Here is a 19,721-nt window from a genome sequence, read left to right as displayed (position 1 = left end):
CCACCCGACCAGCAGTACGGAGTACCCACCGTGACAGTCCTCTTCGGTCAACTCTTCACAGGCATCAGCATCGGCGCGGTGCTGCTGCTCATCGCGCTCGGGCTGGCGCTGACGTTCGGCCAGATGAACGTGATCAACATGGCGCACGGTGAGTTCATCATGGCCGGCGCGTACACCACCTACGTCCTGCAACAGAGCATCACCGGGGCCGGGTTGTCGCTGCTGGTGGCGCTGCCGGTGGCGTTCGTGGTCGCCGGAGCGATGGGCGTTCTGTTGGAGGTCCTGCTCATCCGCCGGCTCTACGCCCGACCGCTGGACACCCTGCTGGTCACCTGGGGTGTGTCCCTGATGCTGCAACAACTGGCCCGGGACGTGTTCGGCAGCCCGAACGTGCAGACCCGCGCGCCGGAGGTGCTCACCGGCAACGTGGAGCTGCCCGGCGGGCTGACCATCGCCACCAACCGGCTGTTCATCCTGGCCCTGGCGCTGGCCGCCGTCGCGGCGCTCACCCTGGCGCTGCGGCTCACCCCACTGGGGCGGCGCATCCGCGCGGTGGTGCAGAACCGTGACCTCGCCGCCGTGTCCGGCATCGCCACCTCCCGGATCGACCGGACGACCTTCTTCGTCGGCTCCGGCCTGGCCGGGCTCGCCGGGGTGGCGCTCACCCTGCTCGGCCCGATCGGCCCGACCATGGGCACCAACCTGATCATCGACGCCTTCCTGGTCGTCGTGGTCGGTGGGATCGGGCAGCTCAAGGGCAGCGTGCTCGTCGCCTTCGCCCTCGGGGTGCTCCAGGCCACCGGGGAGTACCTCACCACCCTCAGCGTCGCCAAGGTGATCGTCTTCGTGGCGATCGTCGCGTTCCTCCAGTGGCGACCTCAGGGCCTGTTCACCCTGCGGACCAGGAGCCTCGCATGACCGCCGTGACACCCGCGCCGCCCGGCACCACCGCCCGTGCCGCGTCACCCGGCGACCCACCCCCGGGTCGGGTCCCGGCCCGTTCGCGGCTGCGGACGGCGGCCGGGTTCGCGTTCGGCGCGGCGCTGCTGTTCGCCGTCGCCCCGCTGGTGCTGTCGGACTTCCGGCTGGCCCTGCTCGCCAAGTACCTCTGCGTCGCCATGGTGGCGGTCGGCATCGGGATCGCCTGGGGTCGGGGCGGCATGCTCACCCTCGGCCAGGGCGTCTTCTTCGGCCTCGGTGGCTACGCGATGGCCATGCACCTCAAGCTCGCCGACGCGGGTCCCGGTGGGATGCCCGACTTCATGCAGCTGTACGGGCAGCTCGACGAACTGCCGCTGTGGTGGCGGCCGTTCGCCAGCCCGTGGTTCGCGTTGCCCGCCACGGTGCTGCTGCCGATGGCGGTCGCCTTCGGGCTCGGCTCGCTGGTGTTCCGTCGCCGGGTCCGGGGGGCGTACTTCGCCATTCTCAGCCAGGCCCTCGCCGCCGCGATGGTGATCCTGCTGATCGGGCAGCAGGGCACCACGGGCGGCACCAACGGGCTCACCGACATCAAGGGCTTCTTCGGGTACGACCTGGACGACCCGGTCAACAAGCGGATGGTCTACCTCATCATCGCCGGCACACTGCTGGCCCTGCTCGCGTTGGCCCGTCAACTCATCCACAGCCGCTACGGCGAACTGCTGGTGGCGGTCCGCGACGGCGAGGAGCGGGTCCGTTTCCTCGGCTACGACCCGGCGTCGGTCAAGCTCGTCGCGTACGTCGTGGCGGCAGGTATGGCGGGGTTGGCCGGGGCGCTGTTCGTGCCGGCGGTGGGCATCATCTCGCCCGCGCTGATCGGCATCGTCCCGTCGATCGAGTTCGTCATCGGCGTCGCGGTGGGTGGCCGGGCGACACTGCTCGGGCCGGTACTCGGCGCGGTCGCGGTGGCCTGGGCGCGTACCGCTCTGTCGGAGCGTTTCCCGGGCACCTGGACGTACCTTCAGGGGTTGCTCTTCGTGGTGGTCGTCGCGTTCCTGCCCGGCGGCCTGGCGTCGCTGTGGGCGCTGGCCCGGCGACGCGTCGGGCGGACGGAGGTGCCGGCGGCATGAGCGAACGCACCGAGCGCAGCGAGGGCCGTGAGCGCATGCCCAGCCAGCACGGCATGAGCGACGGGCGGCTGGACGGGTTGTCCGTCCGCGACGTGCGGGTCAGCTTCGACGGCTTCACCGCCGTCGACGGCGTCTCGTTGGAGGTGCCCGCCGGTGACATCCGGTTCCTGATCGGGCCGAACGGCGCCGGCAAGACGACACTCGTCGACGCGATCACCGGGCTGGTCCGGGCCACCGGTTCGGTCCGCTTCGGGGACCACGAGCTGCTGGGTCGCCCGGTGCACCGGATCAGCAGGCTCGGCGTCGGACGCACGTTCCAGACGTCGTCGGTCTTCGAGGAGCTGTCGGTGGTGCAGAACCTCGACATCGCGGCGGGCGCCCGGCGCGGCTGGGCGACCCTGGCCCGTCGCCGACGGGGTGTGCCCGCCGAGGTGGCCGCCGCGCTGGAGACCATCGGGTTGGCCGCGCGCGCCGAGCAGCTCGCCGGGACGCTCGCGCACGGCCAGAAGCAGTGGCTCGAGATCGGCATGCTGCTGGTGCAGGACGCGCGGCTGCTGCTGCTCGACGAGCCGGTCGCCGGGATGAGCCACGAGGAGCGCGACGCGACAGGCGCCCTGCTGGAGACGGTGAGCCGGGACCGCACAGTGGTGGTGATCGAGCACGACATGGACTTCCTGCGCCGGTTCGCGCGCAGCGTCACGGTGCTGCACGCCGGTCGGGTGCTCAGCGAGGGCACCGTGGCGCAGGTCCAGGCGGACCCGCGCGTGCAGGAGGTCTACCTTGGCCACCCGGTCGACGCCGGGTCGGCCCCCACGGCTCTGGAGGCATGATGCTGACGCTGCGCGGGGTGCACGCCGGGTACGGGCGCTCCCGGGTGCTGCACGAGGTGGACCTCGCCGTCCCGCCCGACGGGGTGGCCGCGGTGCTGGGGCACAACGGCGCCGGCAAGAGCACCCTGTTGCGGGTCGCCGCCGGGCTGCTGCGCCCGAGCGCCGGCGTCGTCGAGCTGGACGGCGAGGACGTCACCCGCCTCGGGCCGCACGAACGGGTGGCGCGCGGGATGGCGTACGTCCCGCAGGGGCAGCAGTGCTTCCCGCACCTGACCGCCGCGGAGAACCTACGGCTGGTCGCCGACGGCAGGCGCGACGGCGCGGTGGCCACGGCGGAGGCGCTTGATCTGTTCCCGGCGCTGCGCCCGCTGCTGCGGCGCCGGGCCGGTCTGCTCTCCGGCGGTCAGCGCCAGCAGTTGGCCATCGCCCGCGCCCTGATCACCCGTCCGCGGCTGCTGATGCTCGACGAGCCGACCGAGGGCATCCAGCCGTCGGTGGTCACCGAGATCCAGGAGCGGATCGTCGAGCTGACCCGGCAGCCCGGCTTCAGCGTGCTGCTCGTCGAGCAGCACCTGGGTTTCGCGTTGCGGGTGGCCGGTCGCTACCACGTGCTGGAGTCCGGTCGGGTCACCTCGCGTGGCGACGGCGGTGTCACGGCCGAACGCGAGGTCCGGGCGGCCCTGGCGGTCTGAGCCGCGACCCGGTGGACACCTCGACCGTGCCAGAAGTCGTTCCGCCGTGGTGGGGCATTGCGGTCAGCTCGTCGGCGCGGGCCCTGTCGAGTCGCGGACGACCAGCAGGTGCCCGGTCCGGCGGCGGCGGGGCCGCGCCGAGCGGGGTTTGAGGGCGAGGGCGAGGGCCGTGCGGCCCATCTCGGTCATCGGCAGGCGGATGGTGGTGAGGCTGGGGGCGAGGTCGGCCGCCACGGAGACGTCGTCGAAGCCGACGACCGACATCCGCGCCGGTACCGCCACGCGGCGGGACCGCAGCGTCGACAGCACGCCGATCGCCATGGCGTCGTTGAGCGCGACGATCGCTGTGGTCTCCGGGTGCTCGTTGAGGATCTGCTCGGTGGCCGCGCGCCCACCGCTTCGGGTGAAGTCGCTGTGCACGACGGCCAGGTCGGCGCCGTACGCCCCGCGCAGCCGTACGGCCGTCGACACGCCGGCGAGCCGGTCGGCGACTGTGGTGAGGCCGGCGCTGCCCGCGGCGACGGCGATCCGTCGGTGGCCGAGGTCCATCAGGTGTTCGGCGAGCGCGAAGCCGCCGGCCTCGTTGTCCGGTAGGACGGCGTCGACGCCGAGCGCGTGCCGCCCGATGGCGGCGACCCGGCCGCCGTGTTCCTGGAAGGCCGCCAGCTCGGCGCGGGCCTCGGTCTCCACCCGGGGGTCGTCGTAGCCCGAGCCGCTGATCAGGATGATGCCGACCCGTTGGGCGATGAGGTGGCGCAGCTGTTGCAGCTCGTAGGCGGGGTCCCGGCCGGACTGGCAGATCTGCACCAGCAGTCCCTGTTCGGCGGCGAGGTGGATGACGCCCGCGGAGATCTCGGAGAAGTAGGGGTCGTCGACCTGGTGGACGATCAGGCCGACGGTGGAGCGGGCGCCGCCGGCCAGGGTGCGGGCGTACGGGTTGGCGACGTAGCCCAGCTCGCTGGCGATCCGCCGGATCCGGTCGGCCACCTCGGCGCTGACGCCGTCGCGGCCGGCGAGGGCGCGCGAGGCGGTCGCCAACGACACGGCGGCGTGTTCGGCGACGTCCACGAGGCGCGGTCGCTGGTTGGCCCTGGGCATCCGCAACTCCCCGCAAACATCCATGTCACCCGATCTATTGCCAGTGACGTTCATCGAAGCCTAGGGTACGTAAGCGCTTACGTAAGCGCTTACGTAGCCGGCACCGCCGTGCCGCGAAACGAGGTGAACGCGATGTCCAGGGCCAGACGAGCCGCCGTCGCCACCGTCTCCCTGCTGGCGATCGGCGCGCTGACCGGCACCGGAGCGCCGCCCGCGCAGGCGGACCGGAGCATCTCCCACGACGTCCACCCGGCCCTGCGCGCGCACCTGGTCGCCGCGTACGACTTCGACCATCCGGTGCCCGGCGACCCCGCGCTGGAACGCGACCAGGGCCGCTCCGGCACCGAGATCGAGCTGGTCAACGGGGGCGCCGCCATGCGGGTGCCCGACCGCGCCTACCGGGGAAGCCGCAACGCGGTGCAGACCCGGCAGGTCGATCCCGCAGTCGCCGGCAACGACGACTGGAAGGCCGGCACCTGGTCGGCCAGCGGAGTGCGGACGCTGCGCGCCTTCGCCGGTACCGGCGGCACGACGGTGATGGGCTGGTTCAAGCTGAACATGGACAGCCCGCTGCCCAACACCACCACCGCCGACCCGGACGACAGGTACAACGCGATAGGCCTGGCCGGGGTGCTGACCGGCGACTCCGACGGCCACGGCGTCCGCGCCCTGCTGGAGCTGATCGACGTCGACGGGGAACTGCGCCTCGTCGCGCTCGGCCGACGCCTCGACGGCGGAAACTCCCAGACCTTCGCCGCGACCCGCAACTGGCGCGAGCTGCTGCCGGCGGGGGAGTGGGTGCACCTGGCCGCCACCTTCGACTTCGGCACCGGCGCCCTCGCCCTGTACCGCGACGGGGAGCCGGTGGACGGCTTCTACACCCGCACCGACGACCCGTGGCTCGTGTCCGGCCCCGGCCCGCACGTGACCACCGCCTCGGACCCCCGGGGCATCAAGATCGGCGGGAGCTTCCCCCAGAACACGCTGGAACGCAACCCGTGCGACTGCCGCATGGACGGGCTGATGTTCCTCGACAGCGTGGTCTCCGCGAACGACGTACGGAGGCAGTACCGCCACCTGGCTCGCTGACCACCCTCGGCACCGTCCCACCGAGAAGGAGACACGCGTGCGCACCCTGTACCGCCGCCCCGGCGGAGCCCGCCGGCCCGCCCTGAGGGCCGGCCTCACCGCCCTCGTGCTGGTCCTGTCCACCCTGGTCGCCACCCCCGCCCGCGCCGCCGACGCGGTGTACGACCCGATCCCCGAGATGCCCATCCAGTCCCGGCTCGGCCTGGTCCTGAGCGAGTACGCCAGCTTCCCGCAGTCGTACCCCACGCCGGCACCTACCGACCAGCGACTCATGCGTACCGCCCGGATCAACACCATCATGGAGCTGCCCGACGGCTCCGGCCGGCGGGCGGTGCCCGACCTCAACGGCAACCTCTACCTGGTCGAGGGCGGCGTGCCGCACGTCTACCTGGACGTGGCGGCCACGTTCGCGCCGCGGTTCTTCTCCGGTCGCGGGCTGGGCCAGGGCTTCGGCTACGTCGCGTTCCACCCGGAGTTCGGCACCAACGGCCGCTTCTACACCATCCACACCGAGCTGGCGTCGACGACGACGGCGACGCCTGACTACGCCCAGCCCAACACGCTCTTTCACGGCGTCATCACCGAGTGGACGGCGACCGACCCGGCTGCCGCCACCTTCGCCGGTACGCACCGCGAGGTGCTGCGCATCGGCTTCGGCGGTCAGGTGCACGGCATCCAGGAGATCAATTTCAACCCGACGGCCAGGCGCCACGACCGCGACTACGGCCTGCTGTACCTCGCCGTCGGCGACGGCGGCCAGGGCGCGCGCAACACCGATCCGCAGAACCTGGCCCTGCCCCACGGCAAGCTGCTGCGGATCGACCCGCGCGGCACCGACTCCGCGAACGGGCGGTACGGCATCCCCGCCACCAACCCGTTCGTCGGCCGGGCCGGCGCGCTCGGCGAGATCTACGCAGTGGGTTTCCGCGACCCGCACCGGTTCAGCTGGGACCGGGCCACCGGACGGATGTACCTCGGGCACATCGGCGAGCACGCCGTCGAGGCGATCTACGAGGTCCGCGCCGGGGACAACTTCGGCTGGAGCGAGCGCGAGGGCTCGTACGTCTTCGACAAGGCGGCCACGAACCCCTGCGACCGGCTGCTCCCGCTGCCCGCCGACGACGAGAGGTACGGCTACACGTACCCCGTCGCCGCGTACGACCACGACCCCGCCGCCGGCTGGAACTGCACGGACGACGTCGGTGTCGCGGTGGCCGGCGGGTTCGTCTACCGGGGGCGGGCGCTGCCCGCGCTGCGCGGCAGGTACGTCTTCGGCGACCTGGTCGACGGCCGGGTGCTCTACACCGAGGCGAACGAGATGCGCCGGGGCCGGGATCTGGCCACGATCCATCAACTCGCGCTGTTCGACACCTCGGGCACCCCGGTCCGGATGCGCGACCTGTCCGCGCCGGGCGCGCCCGGCGACCCCAACCGGGTGGACCTGCGCTTCGGCACCGACGCCGCAGGCGAGCTGTACCTCGTCGCGAAGGCCAACGGCAAGGTCTGGAAGGTCACCGGGACGAGGGAGTTCGCCGGCGGCGACGTCGGGCACAGCACCCTGCGTCGTACCGCCGGCGCCGCCAACTGGGCGCCGGTGACGCCGGCGAAGTGGCGGTTCACCCGCGACCAGGTCATCCTCGCCGAGGCCGGGGAGAGCCGGCCGGGACCGCGCCGACCCTTCGAGTACGCCGTGCTGACCGCCGGCCCGACCTGGTCGTCCGTCCAGATCGACGCCCGGGTACGACTCGACACCCCGGTGGAGGTCACCAACCGGGACGTCATCATCGTCTTCGGCTGGCGCTCGGACACCGAGTTCTACTACGCCCACCTCTCCACCGACAACACGATCTACCCGCACAACGGCATCTTCAAGGTCGACAACGCCGATCGGGAACGCATCGACCACCAGTGGAACGGTCGCTCGCGCGGGGCCAACCCGGCGATCACCGACGCCGACTGGCACCGCGTCCGGGTGGTGCACCTGCCGGCCACCGGTGAGATCGCGGTGTACGTCGACGGGCACCGCGATCCGCTGCTGACCGCGAGGGACACCACCTTCGGATCCGGGCGGGTCGGCTTCGGCTCGTTCGACAACGTGGGCCGACTGCGCGACCTCACCGTCACCGGCGCCCCGGCCTGAGCGCCGTGCCCGGTGGGATCGGCGTGCTCGCACGGCCGTCCCCACCGGGCACGCCCGGCGCCGGTGTCCGCCGACCGGCCCCGGAAAACCCGGTCCGGTTCGTAGAATCCCTGCCATGCCGGAGATCGTCGAGTTGCTGGCCTCGCCCGTGCACCGCTTCCTGGGCCGGCCCGCCGACGGCCCGGCCCCGGCCCCGCCCGGCGAACTGGTCGACGTGGTCCGCATCCGGTCCGGCCTCGGCATCGTCGGCGACCGCTACTTCGGCCAGCCGGCGCACCGCGACGCGAGCGTGACAGTCATCGCCCAGGAGTCCCTGCCGGCGGGTGTCGGTCTCGCGGAGGTCCGCCGCAACATCCTGACCAGCGGCATCGCGGTGGACGAGCTGATCGGCAGGGTGCTGGTGCTGGATTCCGGAGACGGCCCGGTCAGCCTGCGGGTCAACCGCGCCGCGCGGCCGTGCGCCTGGATGGACGTCACAGTCGGCCCGGGGGCGTGGAAGGCGCTACGCACCACAGGCGGCATCAGGTGCACGCCCCTGGACGACGGCACCCTGCGCGTCGGTCCGGTCGAGATCACCGTCGGGCCGGTGCGCGCGTGAGCCGTCCGGGGACAGCACAGGATCATCCGGAGGTGGTGGAATGACTCCCGAGCTTCGTCAGCTCATCGGGGAACTGCGGGCCGACCTGGTCGAGGACGAGCCGGCGAGCCTGGAGTACGCCCACTTCGGCGAGGGTGCCGCTATCGACTCGGTGCCCGCGGGCCTCCCGGCCGACCTGCGGGACCTGCTGCTGGTGACCGACGGCCTGCGGGCCGGCCGGGTCGAGCTGGCGTCCACGTCGACCCTCGCCGGCATCCAGTACCACCTCGACTACGCGCCGGACTTCTCGGCAATCCCCGACGACCGGGCGGGTTGGTTGGTGATCGGCACCTGCGGCGACGACCCGATTTTCCTGGACCGCGGCACCGGCGCCGTCTGGTACTTCCCGCCGACCGGCACCGAGTGGTTCATGTCGGACGCGTTCGAGGAACTGGCCCCCGACCTCGGCTCCTTCGTGGATTATTACGCGCTCGGCCCGGGCTACGCCGAGCTGACCCCGGCCGACGACAGGTGGTTCGCGTTCCTCGACGAGCAGGGCCTGCTCGACGACGAGGAGGACGAGACCCCGTGACGGCGGTCAGACCGGACTGATGTGCGCGGCGAGGACCCGCCAGCCGTGCGGGTCGTCGTGGACCCAGGTCCGTGTGTAGCGCAGGCGTGCCGACATCCGCACCCCGTCGAACACGCCTGCCACCCGGCCCAGGAAGAACGTCGCCCCGGTCGAGCCGACCACGAGCAGGTCCAACTCCTCCTCCACCAACTCCTCGATCACCGAGGTGCGGTTCCGGTACGCGGCCAGGTCGTCCTCCTTGCGGTACACGCGGCCGTCCGGACCGATGGCGATCAACTGGTCGACGAGCAACTGGTCGAGGGCTGCGACGTCACCGGCCCGTTGGGCGGCCTGAAGGGTGCGCTCGGCATCGAGCAGCTCCGCCTCGCGTTCACTGTCCGGCATGGGCCGTCCTCCCGATCGGGTCCACCCGGGGCCATCGTCCGACCGGGCTGTCCGCATTGTGGCAGCAGGACGGCCCGCCCACGTGCGGATCGCGGGCGCGTCGCCGCCGGACGCCCGCCCCGCCGACCCGGTAGACGTTCCCGGTCGGAGCACTAGGCTGCTGGCGTGACTGACCGAGGCGCGCGGGCCGCCGACCCGGCGCCCCGCGTCGAGGACGTCGTCCGTGAGGTCCTCGCGGTCGTCCCGGCCGGGTGCAGCTGGCTGCGGCCGGTGCGCGACGCCGGGGTGGTCGCCGACTTCCGGATCGAGGCCACCAGCGGGCAGGACATCTACGGCCGCGGGGTCGGCCGGGTCGGCCTTCTGCTCAGCGAGCTGTACCCGAGCATGGTCGACGGTCCACTCTGGCAGCTGTACCAGGAGGTGCTCGCCACCGGAACGCCCGGCCGGCTTGCCGACTTCCGGTACTCGGAGGAGAGCACGGGCGTCGTCGCCGAGTCGCTGTTCGACGTGCGGGTGGACCGGGTGCTCGGCGGGCTGCTGGTCGCCTGGCGCCGGCTGGACGAGGACCAGCGGAGGGTGGCGCGTACCGAGCTGTTGGGCAGCCTCGGCTGGGCCGAGTACGACCTGGCCAGCGGGGTCAGCGAGTGGTCACCGGGGATGTACCGGATCTTCGAGCGGGACCCGTCGCTCGGTCCGCTGTCCCGGGCCGAGCAGGCGGCGGCCATGCTCCCGGACGACCAGATGCTGGGCGAGGTGGCCTGGCAGACGCTGGACAGCGGGGCGTCCTCCGATGTCACGGTCCGGTTCCAGGCGCCGAGTTCGGTGAAGTACCTGCGGATCCTCTCCGACGCCTCCCGGGACGCGGCCGGCGCACCGTTGAAGATCCACGCCGTGGTGCAGGACGTGACCGCGCGGGTGGATTCGCGGACCGCCATCGAGCAGCTCAGCGACCAGCTCCGGACCCGGGAGACCACTGCGCTCGCCGAGCACCGGCTGGCCGGACAGTTGCAGAACCTGATCCAGCCGGTGCCCCGCGACGTGTTCGGGCTGGCCGGCCTGGAGGCGATGGTCACCTACCAGCCGGCGGAGAGCGCGGCCCGCGTGGGCGGGGACTGGTACCACGCCCAGACCCTGCCGGACGGCACCGTCGTGCTCGCCGTCGGCGACGTCGCCGGTCACGGGCTCGACGCGGCAAGCGGGATGGCGCACCTGCGCTTCGCCCTGGTGGCCTGGCTGTCCATCGGCATCCACGACCCGGCGGAGCTGGTCGGTCACCTCGACCGTCTGTGCGGGCAGCTCGCGATCACCGCGACCGCTGTCGTCGCCGTCTACGACCCGGCGACCCGGGAGCTGTGCTGGGCACGCGCCGGGCACCTGGCGCCGCTGCTGTCCCGCGCCGGCGAAACCGGCCCGCTCGACCTCCCGCCGGGTCTGCTGCTGGGCGCCGGCGCCGCCTCCGCGTACGGGGTGCGCGCGGCACGCCTGCGCCCCGGTGACCTGGTGCTGTTCTACACCGACGGGCTGGTGGAGCGGCGGGTGCCCGCCGACGCCCCGCTGGAGCAGGTGGTGGTGACGCTGTCCGCGTTCACCGCCGGGCCGGGGGAGCCGGCCCTCGGCCGGCTGCGGGAGCTGCTGCACCACCCCAACCCGGACGACGACACCTGCACCCTGGCCGTGCGCGTGCGGCCCTGACCCGACCACCCGGCCGGGTCACAGCTCCAAGCGGATCCGTACGACAGTGCCCTCCGGCGCGCCGAACAACGCCACCTCGTCGCAGACCTGCTCCACGATGGCGAGGCCGCGCCCCCGTACCGCCTCGGCGGCCGGCATGGGCCGACCGAGCGCGCGCGCCGGGCCCTGGTCGATGACGTCGCAGACCAGGTGGCCCGCCTCGGCCCAGAGCCGGACCTGGCCGCCGCCGGTCGTGTGCTGCAACGTGTTGGTCGCCAGCTCACTCACGGCCAGCGCCAGCAGCTCCGTTCGTTGCGGTGCCAGACCCCGGGCCGACGCGCCGGCACAGACGAAGGCGCGCAACGCCCGCAGATCCGTCGCCACCTGGTACGACATGGTTTCCGTGACAGGGGCGGACGCGTCCTGCTCGGTCACGATCTCCCGCCGGTCGGCCGGCATCAGCCGGCCACCTGCTCGTCGGCGGGTGGGCTCAGCAGCTCGCCCACGCCTGTGATGTCCAGCACCTCGGCGACCGCGCCGTCGGCGTTGACCACGTAGAGCCGCCTACCGTCGCCGCGCGCGGACTGGTGGGCGGTCACCAGGGTGTGCAGGCCCGTGGAGTCCAGGAACCGCAACCCGCCCACGTCGACCACGACGACCGGCGCGCCGCGCACCGCCGAGGCCAGCACGGCGGTCAGCTCGTCCCGGGCGGCCAGGTCGCACTCGCCGGTCAGGGTGACCACGATCCGCCCGGGTGCGGTGGACGTCCGGGCCTCGAAGTGGGGCATCGGCAGCAACACCCTTCCTGGTTGCGACGGCCGTTGTCGGCACATCATGCCACCCCCCACCCGACGGACCGTGTCGTCCGTTCGGCGGTGATCAACAACGGTCCGTTCCTGGCCGTCCGGCCGGCCGGCGGCGGGTCAGGGCGCGGCGTCGAAGGCGATCGACTCGCTCAGGTCGCGCCACCGGGCGTCGGACGCGGCGAGGGCGTCGGCAGCCGCTGCGGCGGCCGCCACGGCGTCGGCGCCGAGCAGCAGCCGCGCGGGCGGGTCATCGATGCGGCTGATCCGGATGATCGCCCGAGCGGTCCGCTGGGGATCGCCCGGCTGGCTGCCGTTGGCCCTGCGCAGGCGCTCGACGGCCGGCTCGATGACCGGCCGGTACGGCTCGCTGATCGGCAACGCGCTCATCGACGAGCCCGCCCACTCGGTGCGCAGGGCGCCCGGCTCGACCACGGTGATCCTGATCCCGAACGACTCGACCTCCCTCGCGAGCACCGCGGAGAAGCCGCCGACCGCCCACTTGGCCGCCTGGTACGCGCCCAGCCCGATGCTTGCCACCCGGCTGCCGACGCTGGAGATCTGCACGATGTGCCCGCCCCCCTGCCCGCGCATCACCGGCAGCGCGGCGCGGGACAGGTTGACCACCCCGAAGAAGTTGGTCTCGACCTGGGCGCGGAACGCGTCCTGCGGCATGTCCTCGATCGCGGCGACGTCGGCGTACCCGGCGTTGTTGACCAGGACGTCCAGGCTCCCGAAGACAGCCACCGCGTCGTCGACCGCGCTGCGGGCGGCGGTCGCGTCGGTGACGTCCAGGGCCACCGTCCGGACCTGGTCGCCGTACCGGTCGGTGAGATCGGCGAGCTGTGCCGGGTTGCGCGCGGTGGCGACCAGCCGGTCGCCGTGGGCCAGCACGGCCTCGGCGAGTGCCCGACCGAGACCCGTGGAACAGCCGGTGACCATCCAGACCCGCGACAAAGCCGTCTCCTCTGGTGGGGTGCACGAACCTACGGGCGGATGTCCAGCGCGCCGATCAGACCGTCGCGCAGCGTGAACCGGTACCGCAGCTCGACCGGGCTGCCGGGAAAGGTGCCGCTCACCCGGACGAGGACCTGGTACGAGTCGCCCGCCTGCGGCGTCACCCGCAACGGCTCGGCCGTGTACGAGTACGCGTCCATCGACTTCTGCCGCCACGAGCGGATCGAGGCCCGCCCCTCGTACAGCCGGTCCTCGTCGGCCACGCTCGCCGTGTCGGCGAAGCACGCCACGAAGGCGTCCAGGTCGGCGTCGTCGACGGCTCGGAAGTACCTGTCGAGCACCTCGGGCAGGTCGACCGCCATCTGCTCCTCCTGCGCCGCGGGCCACTCTCGGGCGGCCGCTGTTTCCCGGTCCACCCCACCGTACGAGACCGGGTCGGAGCCGTGCGGAGCAACGAACAGAACGCGCCTGGTTTGCCGCTGGTCGACCCGGGTAGCCACGCGTTTCCGGAACGAGAGGCGGGGGCATGGCCGAGCTGACGTTCGTCGACAAGGTTGCCGCACGGGCGGGTGTGTCGCCGCAGCAGGCGCGCCCGCTGACCGAGGCGGTCCTGCGCACCCTCACCGAGCGGCTCAGCGGCGGAGAGGCCGCCGCGCTCGCCCCCCACCTGGCCCCCGAGCTGAGCCCGCTGCTGGTCAAGGCCGCCGAGGCGCCTGACGCGTTCGGGTTCGACGAGTTCCTGCGCCGGGTGGCCGACCGCGCCGGCGTCGACCGGTCCGCCGCCGAGCGTGGCACCCGGGCGGTGCTCCAGACCATGCACCGGGTGGTCGGGCACCGGGAGTTCGAGGACGCGCTGTCCCAACTCCCGGCGGACCTGCGGGCGTTGGCCCAGCCGCTGCCGCACGGCCCCTGACCACGCGTCGGGTCGACCGCCGTGGGCGGGGCCCGGCCGTCGACCGGCCGGACCCCGCCGTCGGCTCTAGCTGGCGTTGACCACCCACTTCTGGTGCGCGCCACCGGAGTTGGTGCCGATCTGGATCTGGGTGCCGTCGGCGGTGCCCGCGCCGGCGGCCTCCAGGACCTTGCCCGACTGCGGGTTGCGGATCGACCCGTCGGCCTGCGGTTGCCACACCTGCGCGCCGGTGCCGTTGCACGTCCACAACTGCACCTTGGTGCCGTCGGCGGTGCCCGCGTTGTCGATGTCCAGGCACTTGCCGAGGACCCGGTAGGTGTCCCCGACGCGGCTCCACGACTGGGCGCCGGTGCCGTTGCACGTCCAGAGCTGGATCTTCGTACCGTCGGCGGTGCCGGCGTTGTCCACGTCCAGGCACTTGCCGCCGACACCCGTGATGCTGCCCGCGGCGCCGCCGGCGCTCGCGTACACCTCCAGTTCGTAGATCCGGGCTGCCGGGTCGGTGGTGCTGGTCGGTGCGGTGATGGCCAGCCGGACGTGGCGGGTGCCCGCAGCGACGACGTCGTGTGTGGTGGTGCTCGCCGTGTTGCCGGTCACCGTGGCCCGGGTGGTCCAGGTCGTGCCGTCGGGGCTGGACGCGATCGTGAAGTCCCTGGTGTTCCAGGCGGTGTTCTCACCGCCCGCGCCGGCGTGTTTGACCACCACCCGGTTCACCGCGTACGGGGCGCCCAGGTCGACCTGGAGGTACTTCGTGGTGCCCTTGGAGCACCACTTGTCGCCGTTGCCGCCGGAGACGCTGCCGTTGACGGCCTTGGCCGGGCTCTCGGTCGTCGAGCAGGAGCTGTCCGCGGTGGCCGCCTTGTTGAGCGCCAGGTTGGTCCCGCCACCGGGCGGCGGGGTGACACCCGGGATGGCGTTGAGCGTGTACCACGCCTCGGTGCTCCACAGTGACTGGCCGCTGGTGGAGGTGAACGGGCGCGGCGAGCGCAGGTGGACCACCCGGCCGGCCTTGCGGCCGTCGACCGCGAGGGTGACCTTCCTGCCGTCGGCCGAGAGGGTGGCCGAGGTGACGGTCAACGTCTCCTCGTCGATCTTCGGGCCGCCGTAGCTCGACGTCGCCACGTACCGCCATTGCTTGATCTTGTAGTGCGCGGCCAGGTCGGCTGCCGTCTCCGCCGACACGGGCTGGGTGTACTCCACCTCGAACCCGGCGGTGGTGGCCCGCATGGCGAGCATCTCGAACGCCGTGGTGCTGTTCGGGGTGAGCTTCTGCAGGCCGTACGACAGTTTGCCGGTCTGGCCCCAGTTGCCGCCCGCGCCGAGCCCGCCGACGTAGATCGCGCCGTCCGGACCGACGTTGACCTCGGAGACGCCCGCCTCCAGACCCTGGGTGAGCCGGAACAGGGCGCCCTGGTACTCGCCGTTGACCTTCTCCACGTACGCCCGCTGGAGACCGCCGTAGGTGACGTCGCCGATGACGAACTGACCGGCGTAGCGGCCGCTGGTCAGGTACATCGGGGTGCTTGGCGAGTTGGCGATCTCGTTCTGCGGCATCCAGAGCACCGGCGCGGTGACCGGGTTGGCGTCGAACGGGCCAGCCGGGTTGGTGTAGTGGTTGAAGAAGCGGCCCTGCTTGACGTGCAGCAGCTTGGACGACGGCAGCCAGCCGCCCTGGTTGTCGGTGACGAAGATGCCACCCTCCGGACCCCATCCGATGCCGTGCGGGGTGCGCAGGCCGCCGGCGACGTAGCTGACCGCGCCGGTGTCCTTGTTGACCTTGAGGGTGGTGCCCCGGTTGACGGCGGGCTGCGGGTTGGTGGTCGCGCCACCGGAGTTGATCGACACCGACAGGTTCAGGTAGAAGAACCCGTCCTGGTAGAGAAGGCCGAACGCGAACTCGTGGAAGTTCCCGCCGTACGGCCAGGTGGCCACCGTGTCCAGACGTTCGGCCACCTCGTCACCTGTGGTGCTCACCAGCCGGGTCAACCGCTGCTTCTCCGAGACGTAGACCACCCCGTCGACGACCTTGAGCCCCATCGGCTCCTTGAGGCCACCGGCGATCTTCTTGGTGGTCACCGCGCCCGGGGTCGTCGCCCCGCCGGTGTTGCCGAGGATCCACACCTCGCCGTCCTGGGACGTGCCGGACTGGTCGCTGCCGCCCCAGGTCGAGATGACCAGCCGGCCGTCGGGCAGCCAGTCCATGCCGGTCACCTTCGGCTGGAAGCCGCTGGGCCGCAGGTTGGTCAGCGTGTAGCCGGGGTGCACGCCGGTCAGCGGCAGGCCGTCGCCGGGGGAGTCGGTGACGCCCTCGCACTCCTTGCGACCCGGCGCGGTCACCCGCACCACGCCCTTGTCGGTGCTCAGCACCGAGTTCGGTACGACCACGAAGGACGACGAGCCGGGCGTGCGCCACTCCAGGGTGATCTGCTGCCCACCGTCGCGCTCGAAGTGGTCGATGCGCAGCGGGTGCAGACCGGCGGCGAGGGTGACGGTGCCCTCCTTTGGCGGGGTGGCGCCGTGCAGGCCGTCGTGGTTGATCACCACGCTGTTGTCGATCGCCAGCTTGGACCCGTCGTCGCTGCTGAGCCGGAACGTGTAGCTGCCGGCCTGGGTGATGGTGATGTTGCCGAGAACCTGCGAGACGAAGTAGTTGTCGAAGCCGAAGTCGGCGGTCGACGTCCAGTTGATCGTGGACATCAGCTTGTCCACGTTCGGGGTCTGCGCGGGCTTGAGCGTGCAGATCTCGGAGAGCGGCACCTGTACGTCGAAGACGCGCAGGGTGACGCCCGGTTCCTGCTCGGGGGCGGCGCTGGCCGGGGTGGCCCAGAGGCCGCCGGCGAGGACGAGTGCCAGCGCACCCAGGAGGGGACTGCGGAGTCGGCGTAGCAGCCGTGTGCCCATCGTTCCTCCAGGAGGGATCGGAGTGTCCGACGGCCGGCGTGCGAAGCAGTGGTGTGAGGCGGTGGCCGCCGGCCCGGCTCCGAAACGTCCTCGACGCCGACGAGTGACGATCCGGAAACACCGGGGTTGATGGGTCGAGACATTAAGGGGTTTCGATTGCGGTGTCCATGGCTTCGCGTCGATACATCAAAAGTTCCACATGTTCGTACGAAAGTCGGGGCCGGACGCGCTGAACCGTCAGGTGTGTCGGGTGGACTGTCGGGCGGTCCTAGCGCCGGCCGCGGCGAGCCGGCTTACCGCTCGTGCCGCCCTTGCGACCCACGGCGTCACCCGGCCGGCGGGTGGTGCCGGCGGGCCGACGGGCGGCGCCGCTCGACCGGCCCGGGGCGGGCTTGCGCCGGGCGGCCACCACGACGATCGCGCCGACGACGAGCACCACGCCGGCCGGGAGCAGCCAGGGCGGCAGGCCACCGTCCGCCGGGGGAGCGGTAGGCCCGGCCACCGGCGCGCCGGTCGTCGCCGGTGCGGCTGTCACGGCCGAGTGGTCGCCCTCGGCCAGCGCCAGCAGAGCCGGCTCCGGCCCGTTCGTGGGCGCCGACCAACCGGCCGGCGCGGCAGTGCCCGGGCCCTGGTAGTCGAACGTGACGTCGCCCCGCACGGCCTCGCCGTCGGTGGCGACGGAGAGGTAGCTGGCGGTGTAGCGGCCCTTCGCCGGCCAGTGCGCCACGGTCACCATGGCCGGGAAGCCTGTGTGGTACAGCCGGGGCTCGAACACGCCGTTGACCATGAAGTACTCGGTGACCGGCTTGTCCAGCCGCTTCGGCTCACCGAACGACCAGCCGTTGTCCACCCGCGAGCCGTTCGGCCCGGTGATGGTGAAGTGCGCGTTCGGGGCCGGCTTCTCGGTGAAGTACAACGCCAGCTGGGTCAGCGGCTCGCGTACCACGGTGCCGGTCAGCGGGGTGGACGTCGCCAGCTGGCCGTGCGCGGACGCCGGAGCGGCGGGCAGTGCCAACGACACCACGGCCGTCGCGGCCACCGCGGCCGCGACCCGGCTCAGGACCCTACGCACAGTGACCAGCCTCGATCGCATTCGTTCATCATGGTCATTTCCCAGTCGCCGAACAAGACGTAGAGTTCTCATCCCCGACGATCAGTTCCACCCCCGTCCCCCTCGCGTCGTTCGGAGTCCGCCCGTGCCCGTCCGTACCCCCGCTCTCCGCACCTGCGGCGCCCTCGCCGCCGGCCTGCTCGCCACCCTGCTCGCCGCCGGTTGCGGGGAGAGCGACGACCCGTCCGTGGCGACCTCCTCGACGCCGACGACGGCCGCCGCGTCGCCGAGCGCCACCACCGCGGCGGCCAGTCCGACACCTGCCGCCACCACCAGCATCCCGAGCGCGGACGTTGAGATCATCTTGCGGATCACCAAGCGGCGGGTCGATCCGCCGACCGGCCGGGTCACCGTCGCCAAGGGCGAGCTGGTCCGGATCACCGTCACCTCCGACGTGCCTGACGAGCTGCACGTGCACGGGTACGACCTGGGCGCCCGACTGCCGGCCGGCACCCCCGGCTCGGTCGAGTTCCGCGCCGACAAGACCGGGCTGTTCGAGGTGGAGACGCACGAGACCGAGCTGGTGCTGGCCCAGCTCGTCGTCCGCTGAGCGGAATGACCGCCGATCCCGCGCTGCTGGCGCACGGCGTCGGCGGCCGGCAGGACCTGCCGATCACGCTGCCGCAACTCGTCGTCGCCGCCGCGCTCACCCTCGTCGTCACGTTCCTCGCGCTCGGTCTGCTCTGGCGTGAGCCGCGACTGGACCGGGACGCGACAGGTGGCCGCCCGGTGCCCCGATGGTTCGCCGGCCTCGTCGACGCGCCCGCGTTCCGGTGGGTGCTGCGCGGCCTCGGCCTGCTCGCCGCCGCCTGGTTCTGCCTGGGCCTGCTGGCCGGACCGGACACCGCCGACAACCCGACCGCCGGGGCGCTCTACGTGCTGCTCTGGGTCGGGCTGGCACCCGTGTCGCTGCTGCTCGGCCCGGTCTGGCGGGCCGTCAACCCGCTGCGGACCCTGCACCTGCTCGCCGCGCTCGCCGCCCGACGCGATCCACGGCGCGGCATCCGGGAGCTGCCGGCCGGCGTCGGCATCTGGCCGGCCGCCGGCACCCTGTTCGGGTTCGTCTGGCTGGAGCTTGTCGCGCCCGACAGGGCCACCCTGCCGGTCATCACCGTCTGGCTGGCCGCGTACGCGACGGTCATGCTGGTCGGGGCCGCGCTGTTCGGCGCCGGATGGTTCGACCGGGCCGACCCGTTCGAGACGTACAGCACGCTCATCGGTCAGCTCGCGCCGATCGGCCGCGCCGACGACGGCGTGCTTGTGTGGCGCAACCCCCTCGACGGCATCGCCGGGCTGCGACCCCGTCCCGGGCTGGTCGCCGTGGTGGTCGTGCTGCTCGGCTCCACGATGTACGACAGCCTCTCCAACGCGCCCGGATGGCTGCGCTTCAGTCAGGAGAACGGGCTGCCCCGGGTGGTCACCGGCAGCACCGGGCTGGTCCTGGTCATCGGTGCCGTCGCCGTCGCGTACCTCGCCGCCACCGGGGCCGCGGCCCGGATCGGCCGCGCCGGCCCCGCCCAGGCCCGTGCCGTACCCGGCGAGATCGCCCACTCCATCGTGCCGATCGCGGTCGGGTACGTCGTGGCGCACTACTACTCGCTGCTGATCCTGGAGGGCCAGCGCACCGTCGCGCTGCTGTCCGACCCCCTCGGCACCGGCGCGAACTGGCTCGGCACGGCCGGTTGGCAGCCGCACACCGGACTGGTCACGCCCTCCGGGGTCGCCACCCTCCAGATCACCGTGATCATCCTCGGGCACCTGCTCGGCACCCTGCTCGCCCACGATCGCGCCCTGTACCTGTTCCCCAGGGCCCGGGCGGTCGCCGGCCAGCTGCCGCTGCTGGCGTTGATGGTCGCCTACACCGTCGCCGGACTGCTGCTGCTCTACGCGGGGTGACCCGACCCGGTCCCGAGCC

20 protein-coding genes are annotated in these 19,721 nt (G+C 72.4%); 12 read left to right on the top strand and 8 right to left on the bottom strand.

Going from position 1 to position 19,721, the window contains the following annotated elements:
- The first annotated feature begins 30 nt into the window (after window positions 1–30).
- Genes urtB through urtE form a run of 4 tightly spaced genes read left to right on the top strand, consistent with a single transcriptional unit; the run spans window position 31 to window position 3,570 of the window.
- Complete coding sequence (gene urtB / locus ACZ6N8_RS18150) at window positions 31–918, top strand: urea ABC transporter permease subunit UrtB (RefSeq protein WP_364364048.1); 888 nt, start codon at window positions 31–33, stop codon at window positions 916–918.
- Window positions 915–2,048, top strand: a complete 1,134-nt coding sequence (gene urtC, locus ACZ6N8_RS18145; protein ID WP_466011249.1) for an urea ABC transporter permease subunit UrtC — start codon at window positions 915–917, stop codon at window positions 2,046–2,048. The genes urtB and urtC overlap by 4 nt, the downstream gene beginning before the upstream one ends.
- Entirely contained in the window at window positions 2,045–2,878 is an 834-nt protein-coding gene (urtD, locus tag ACZ6N8_RS18140; RefSeq protein ID WP_466011247.1) for an urea ABC transporter ATP-binding protein UrtD, read from the top strand. The genes urtC and urtD overlap by 4 nt, the downstream gene beginning before the upstream one ends.
- A complete protein-coding gene (gene urtE, locus ACZ6N8_RS18135) occupies window positions 2,878–3,570 on the top strand; it encodes an urea ABC transporter ATP-binding subunit UrtE (RefSeq protein ID WP_364364056.1) in 693 nt (230 codons plus the stop codon). The genes urtD and urtE overlap by 1 nt, the downstream gene beginning before the upstream one ends.
- A 63-nt stretch (window positions 3,571–3,633) precedes the next feature.
- Here the strand turns inward: urtE and ACZ6N8_RS18130 are convergent, their stop codons facing one another.
- The gene (locus tag ACZ6N8_RS18130) at window positions 3,634–4,668 is read right to left on the bottom strand and encodes a LacI family DNA-binding transcriptional regulator (protein WP_466011245.1); all 1,035 of its coding nucleotides are present in this window, start codon (window positions 4,666–4,668) and stop codon (window positions 3,634–3,636) included.
- A gap of 132 nt (window positions 4,669–4,800) precedes the next feature.
- Between ACZ6N8_RS18130 and ACZ6N8_RS18125 the strand changes: the two genes are divergently transcribed.
- From ACZ6N8_RS18125 to ACZ6N8_RS18110, 4 genes are all read left to right on the top strand, one after another.
- Entirely contained in the window at window positions 4,801–5,757 is a 957-nt protein-coding gene (locus ACZ6N8_RS18125) for a LamG-like jellyroll fold domain-containing protein (RefSeq protein ID WP_466011243.1), read from the top strand.
- A 37-nt stretch (window positions 5,758–5,794) separates the two neighbouring features.
- The gene (locus ACZ6N8_RS18120; protein WP_466011241.1) at window positions 5,795–7,897 is read left to right on the top strand and encodes a PQQ-dependent sugar dehydrogenase; all 2,103 of its coding nucleotides are present in this window, start codon (window positions 5,795–5,797) and stop codon (window positions 7,895–7,897) included.
- 115 nt (window positions 7,898–8,012) lie between these two features.
- Window positions 8,013–8,495: a molybdenum cofactor biosysynthesis protein gene (locus ACZ6N8_RS18115; RefSeq protein WP_466011239.1), complete on the top strand. Its 483-nt coding sequence runs from the start codon at window positions 8,013–8,015 to the stop codon at window positions 8,493–8,495.
- A gap of 40 nt (window positions 8,496–8,535) precedes the next feature.
- The gene (locus ACZ6N8_RS18110) at window positions 8,536–9,066 is read left to right on the top strand and encodes an SUKH-4 family immunity protein (protein WP_466011237.1); all 531 of its coding nucleotides are present in this window, start codon (window positions 8,536–8,538) and stop codon (window positions 9,064–9,066) included.
- 6 nt (window positions 9,067–9,072) lie between these two features.
- Here the strand turns inward: ACZ6N8_RS18110 and ACZ6N8_RS18105 are convergent, their stop codons facing one another.
- A complete protein-coding gene (locus ACZ6N8_RS18105) occupies window positions 9,073–9,450 on the bottom strand; it encodes a nuclear transport factor 2 family protein (protein ID WP_466011236.1) in 378 nt (125 codons plus the stop codon).
- Between the two features lie 165 nt (window positions 9,451–9,615).
- Between ACZ6N8_RS18105 and ACZ6N8_RS18100 the strand changes: the two genes are divergently transcribed.
- Window positions 9,616–11,142, top strand: a complete 1,527-nt coding sequence (locus ACZ6N8_RS18100) for a PP2C family protein-serine/threonine phosphatase (RefSeq protein ID WP_466011234.1) — start codon at window positions 9,616–9,618, stop codon at window positions 11,140–11,142.
- Between the two features lie 18 nt (window positions 11,143–11,160).
- Here the strand turns inward: ACZ6N8_RS18100 and ACZ6N8_RS18095 are convergent, their stop codons facing one another.
- From ACZ6N8_RS18095 to ACZ6N8_RS18080, 4 genes are all read right to left on the bottom strand, one after another.
- Window positions 11,161–11,580 (bottom strand): ATP-binding protein, encoded by a 420-nt coding sequence (locus tag ACZ6N8_RS18095; RefSeq protein WP_466011232.1) that lies wholly within the window; start codon window positions 11,578–11,580, stop codon window positions 11,161–11,163.
- Entirely contained in the window at window positions 11,580–11,909 is a 330-nt protein-coding gene (locus tag ACZ6N8_RS18090) for an STAS domain-containing protein (RefSeq protein WP_364364073.1), read from the bottom strand. Before ACZ6N8_RS18090 ends, ACZ6N8_RS18095 begins: the two co-directional genes overlap by 1 nt.
- Before the next feature lie 135 nt (window positions 11,910–12,044).
- Entirely contained in the window at window positions 12,045–12,881 is an 837-nt protein-coding gene (locus ACZ6N8_RS18085) for an SDR family NAD(P)-dependent oxidoreductase (RefSeq protein ID WP_466011230.1), read from the bottom strand.
- Between the two features lie 29 nt (window positions 12,882–12,910).
- Entirely contained in the window at window positions 12,911–13,243 is a 333-nt protein-coding gene (locus ACZ6N8_RS18080) for a nuclear transport factor 2 family protein (protein WP_466011228.1), read from the bottom strand.
- A gap of 164 nt (window positions 13,244–13,407) precedes the next feature.
- On the opposite strand from ACZ6N8_RS18080, the gene ACZ6N8_RS18075 reads away from it, so the two are divergent.
- Window positions 13,408–13,794, top strand: coding sequence for a DUF2267 domain-containing protein (locus ACZ6N8_RS18075; RefSeq protein ID WP_466011226.1), 387 nt, complete (start codon window positions 13,408–13,410; stop codon window positions 13,792–13,794).
- A gap of 66 nt (window positions 13,795–13,860) precedes the next feature.
- Here the strand turns inward: ACZ6N8_RS18075 and ACZ6N8_RS18070 are convergent, their stop codons facing one another.
- Together ACZ6N8_RS18070 and ACZ6N8_RS18065 are read right to left on the bottom strand one after the other, a co-directional pair.
- The gene (locus ACZ6N8_RS18070) at window positions 13,861–16,695 is read right to left on the bottom strand and encodes a ricin-type beta-trefoil lectin domain protein (protein WP_466011225.1); all 2,835 of its coding nucleotides are present in this window, start codon (window positions 16,693–16,695) and stop codon (window positions 13,861–13,863) included.
- Window positions 16,696–16,963: 268 nt separating this feature from the next.
- Window positions 16,964–17,767 carry a copper resistance protein CopC gene (locus tag ACZ6N8_RS18065; protein WP_466011224.1) on the bottom strand — a complete coding sequence of 268 codons (804 nt, stop codon included), beginning with the start codon at window positions 17,765–17,767 and terminating at the stop codon, window positions 16,964–16,966.
- Between the two features lie 124 nt (window positions 17,768–17,891).
- Here ACZ6N8_RS18065 and ACZ6N8_RS18060 point away from each other — a divergent pair, with 124 nt between their 5' ends.
- Both ACZ6N8_RS18060 and ACZ6N8_RS18055 read left to right on the top strand, forming a co-directional pair.
- On the top strand, window positions 17,892–18,356 hold the full coding sequence (locus tag ACZ6N8_RS18060) for a cupredoxin domain-containing protein (protein ID WP_466011223.1): 465 nt from the start codon (window positions 17,892–17,894) through the stop codon (window positions 18,354–18,356).
- A gap of 5 nt (window positions 18,357–18,361) precedes the next feature.
- Window positions 18,362–19,702, top strand: a complete 1,341-nt coding sequence (locus ACZ6N8_RS18055) for a hypothetical protein (protein ID WP_466011221.1) — start codon at window positions 18,362–18,364, stop codon at window positions 19,700–19,702.
- Window positions 19,703–19,721: the final 19 nt, after the last annotated feature.

Source organism: Micromonospora sp. NPDC047521 (genome assembly GCF_055587305.1).
This window is presented reverse-complemented; position numbering and strand designations above follow the sequence as displayed.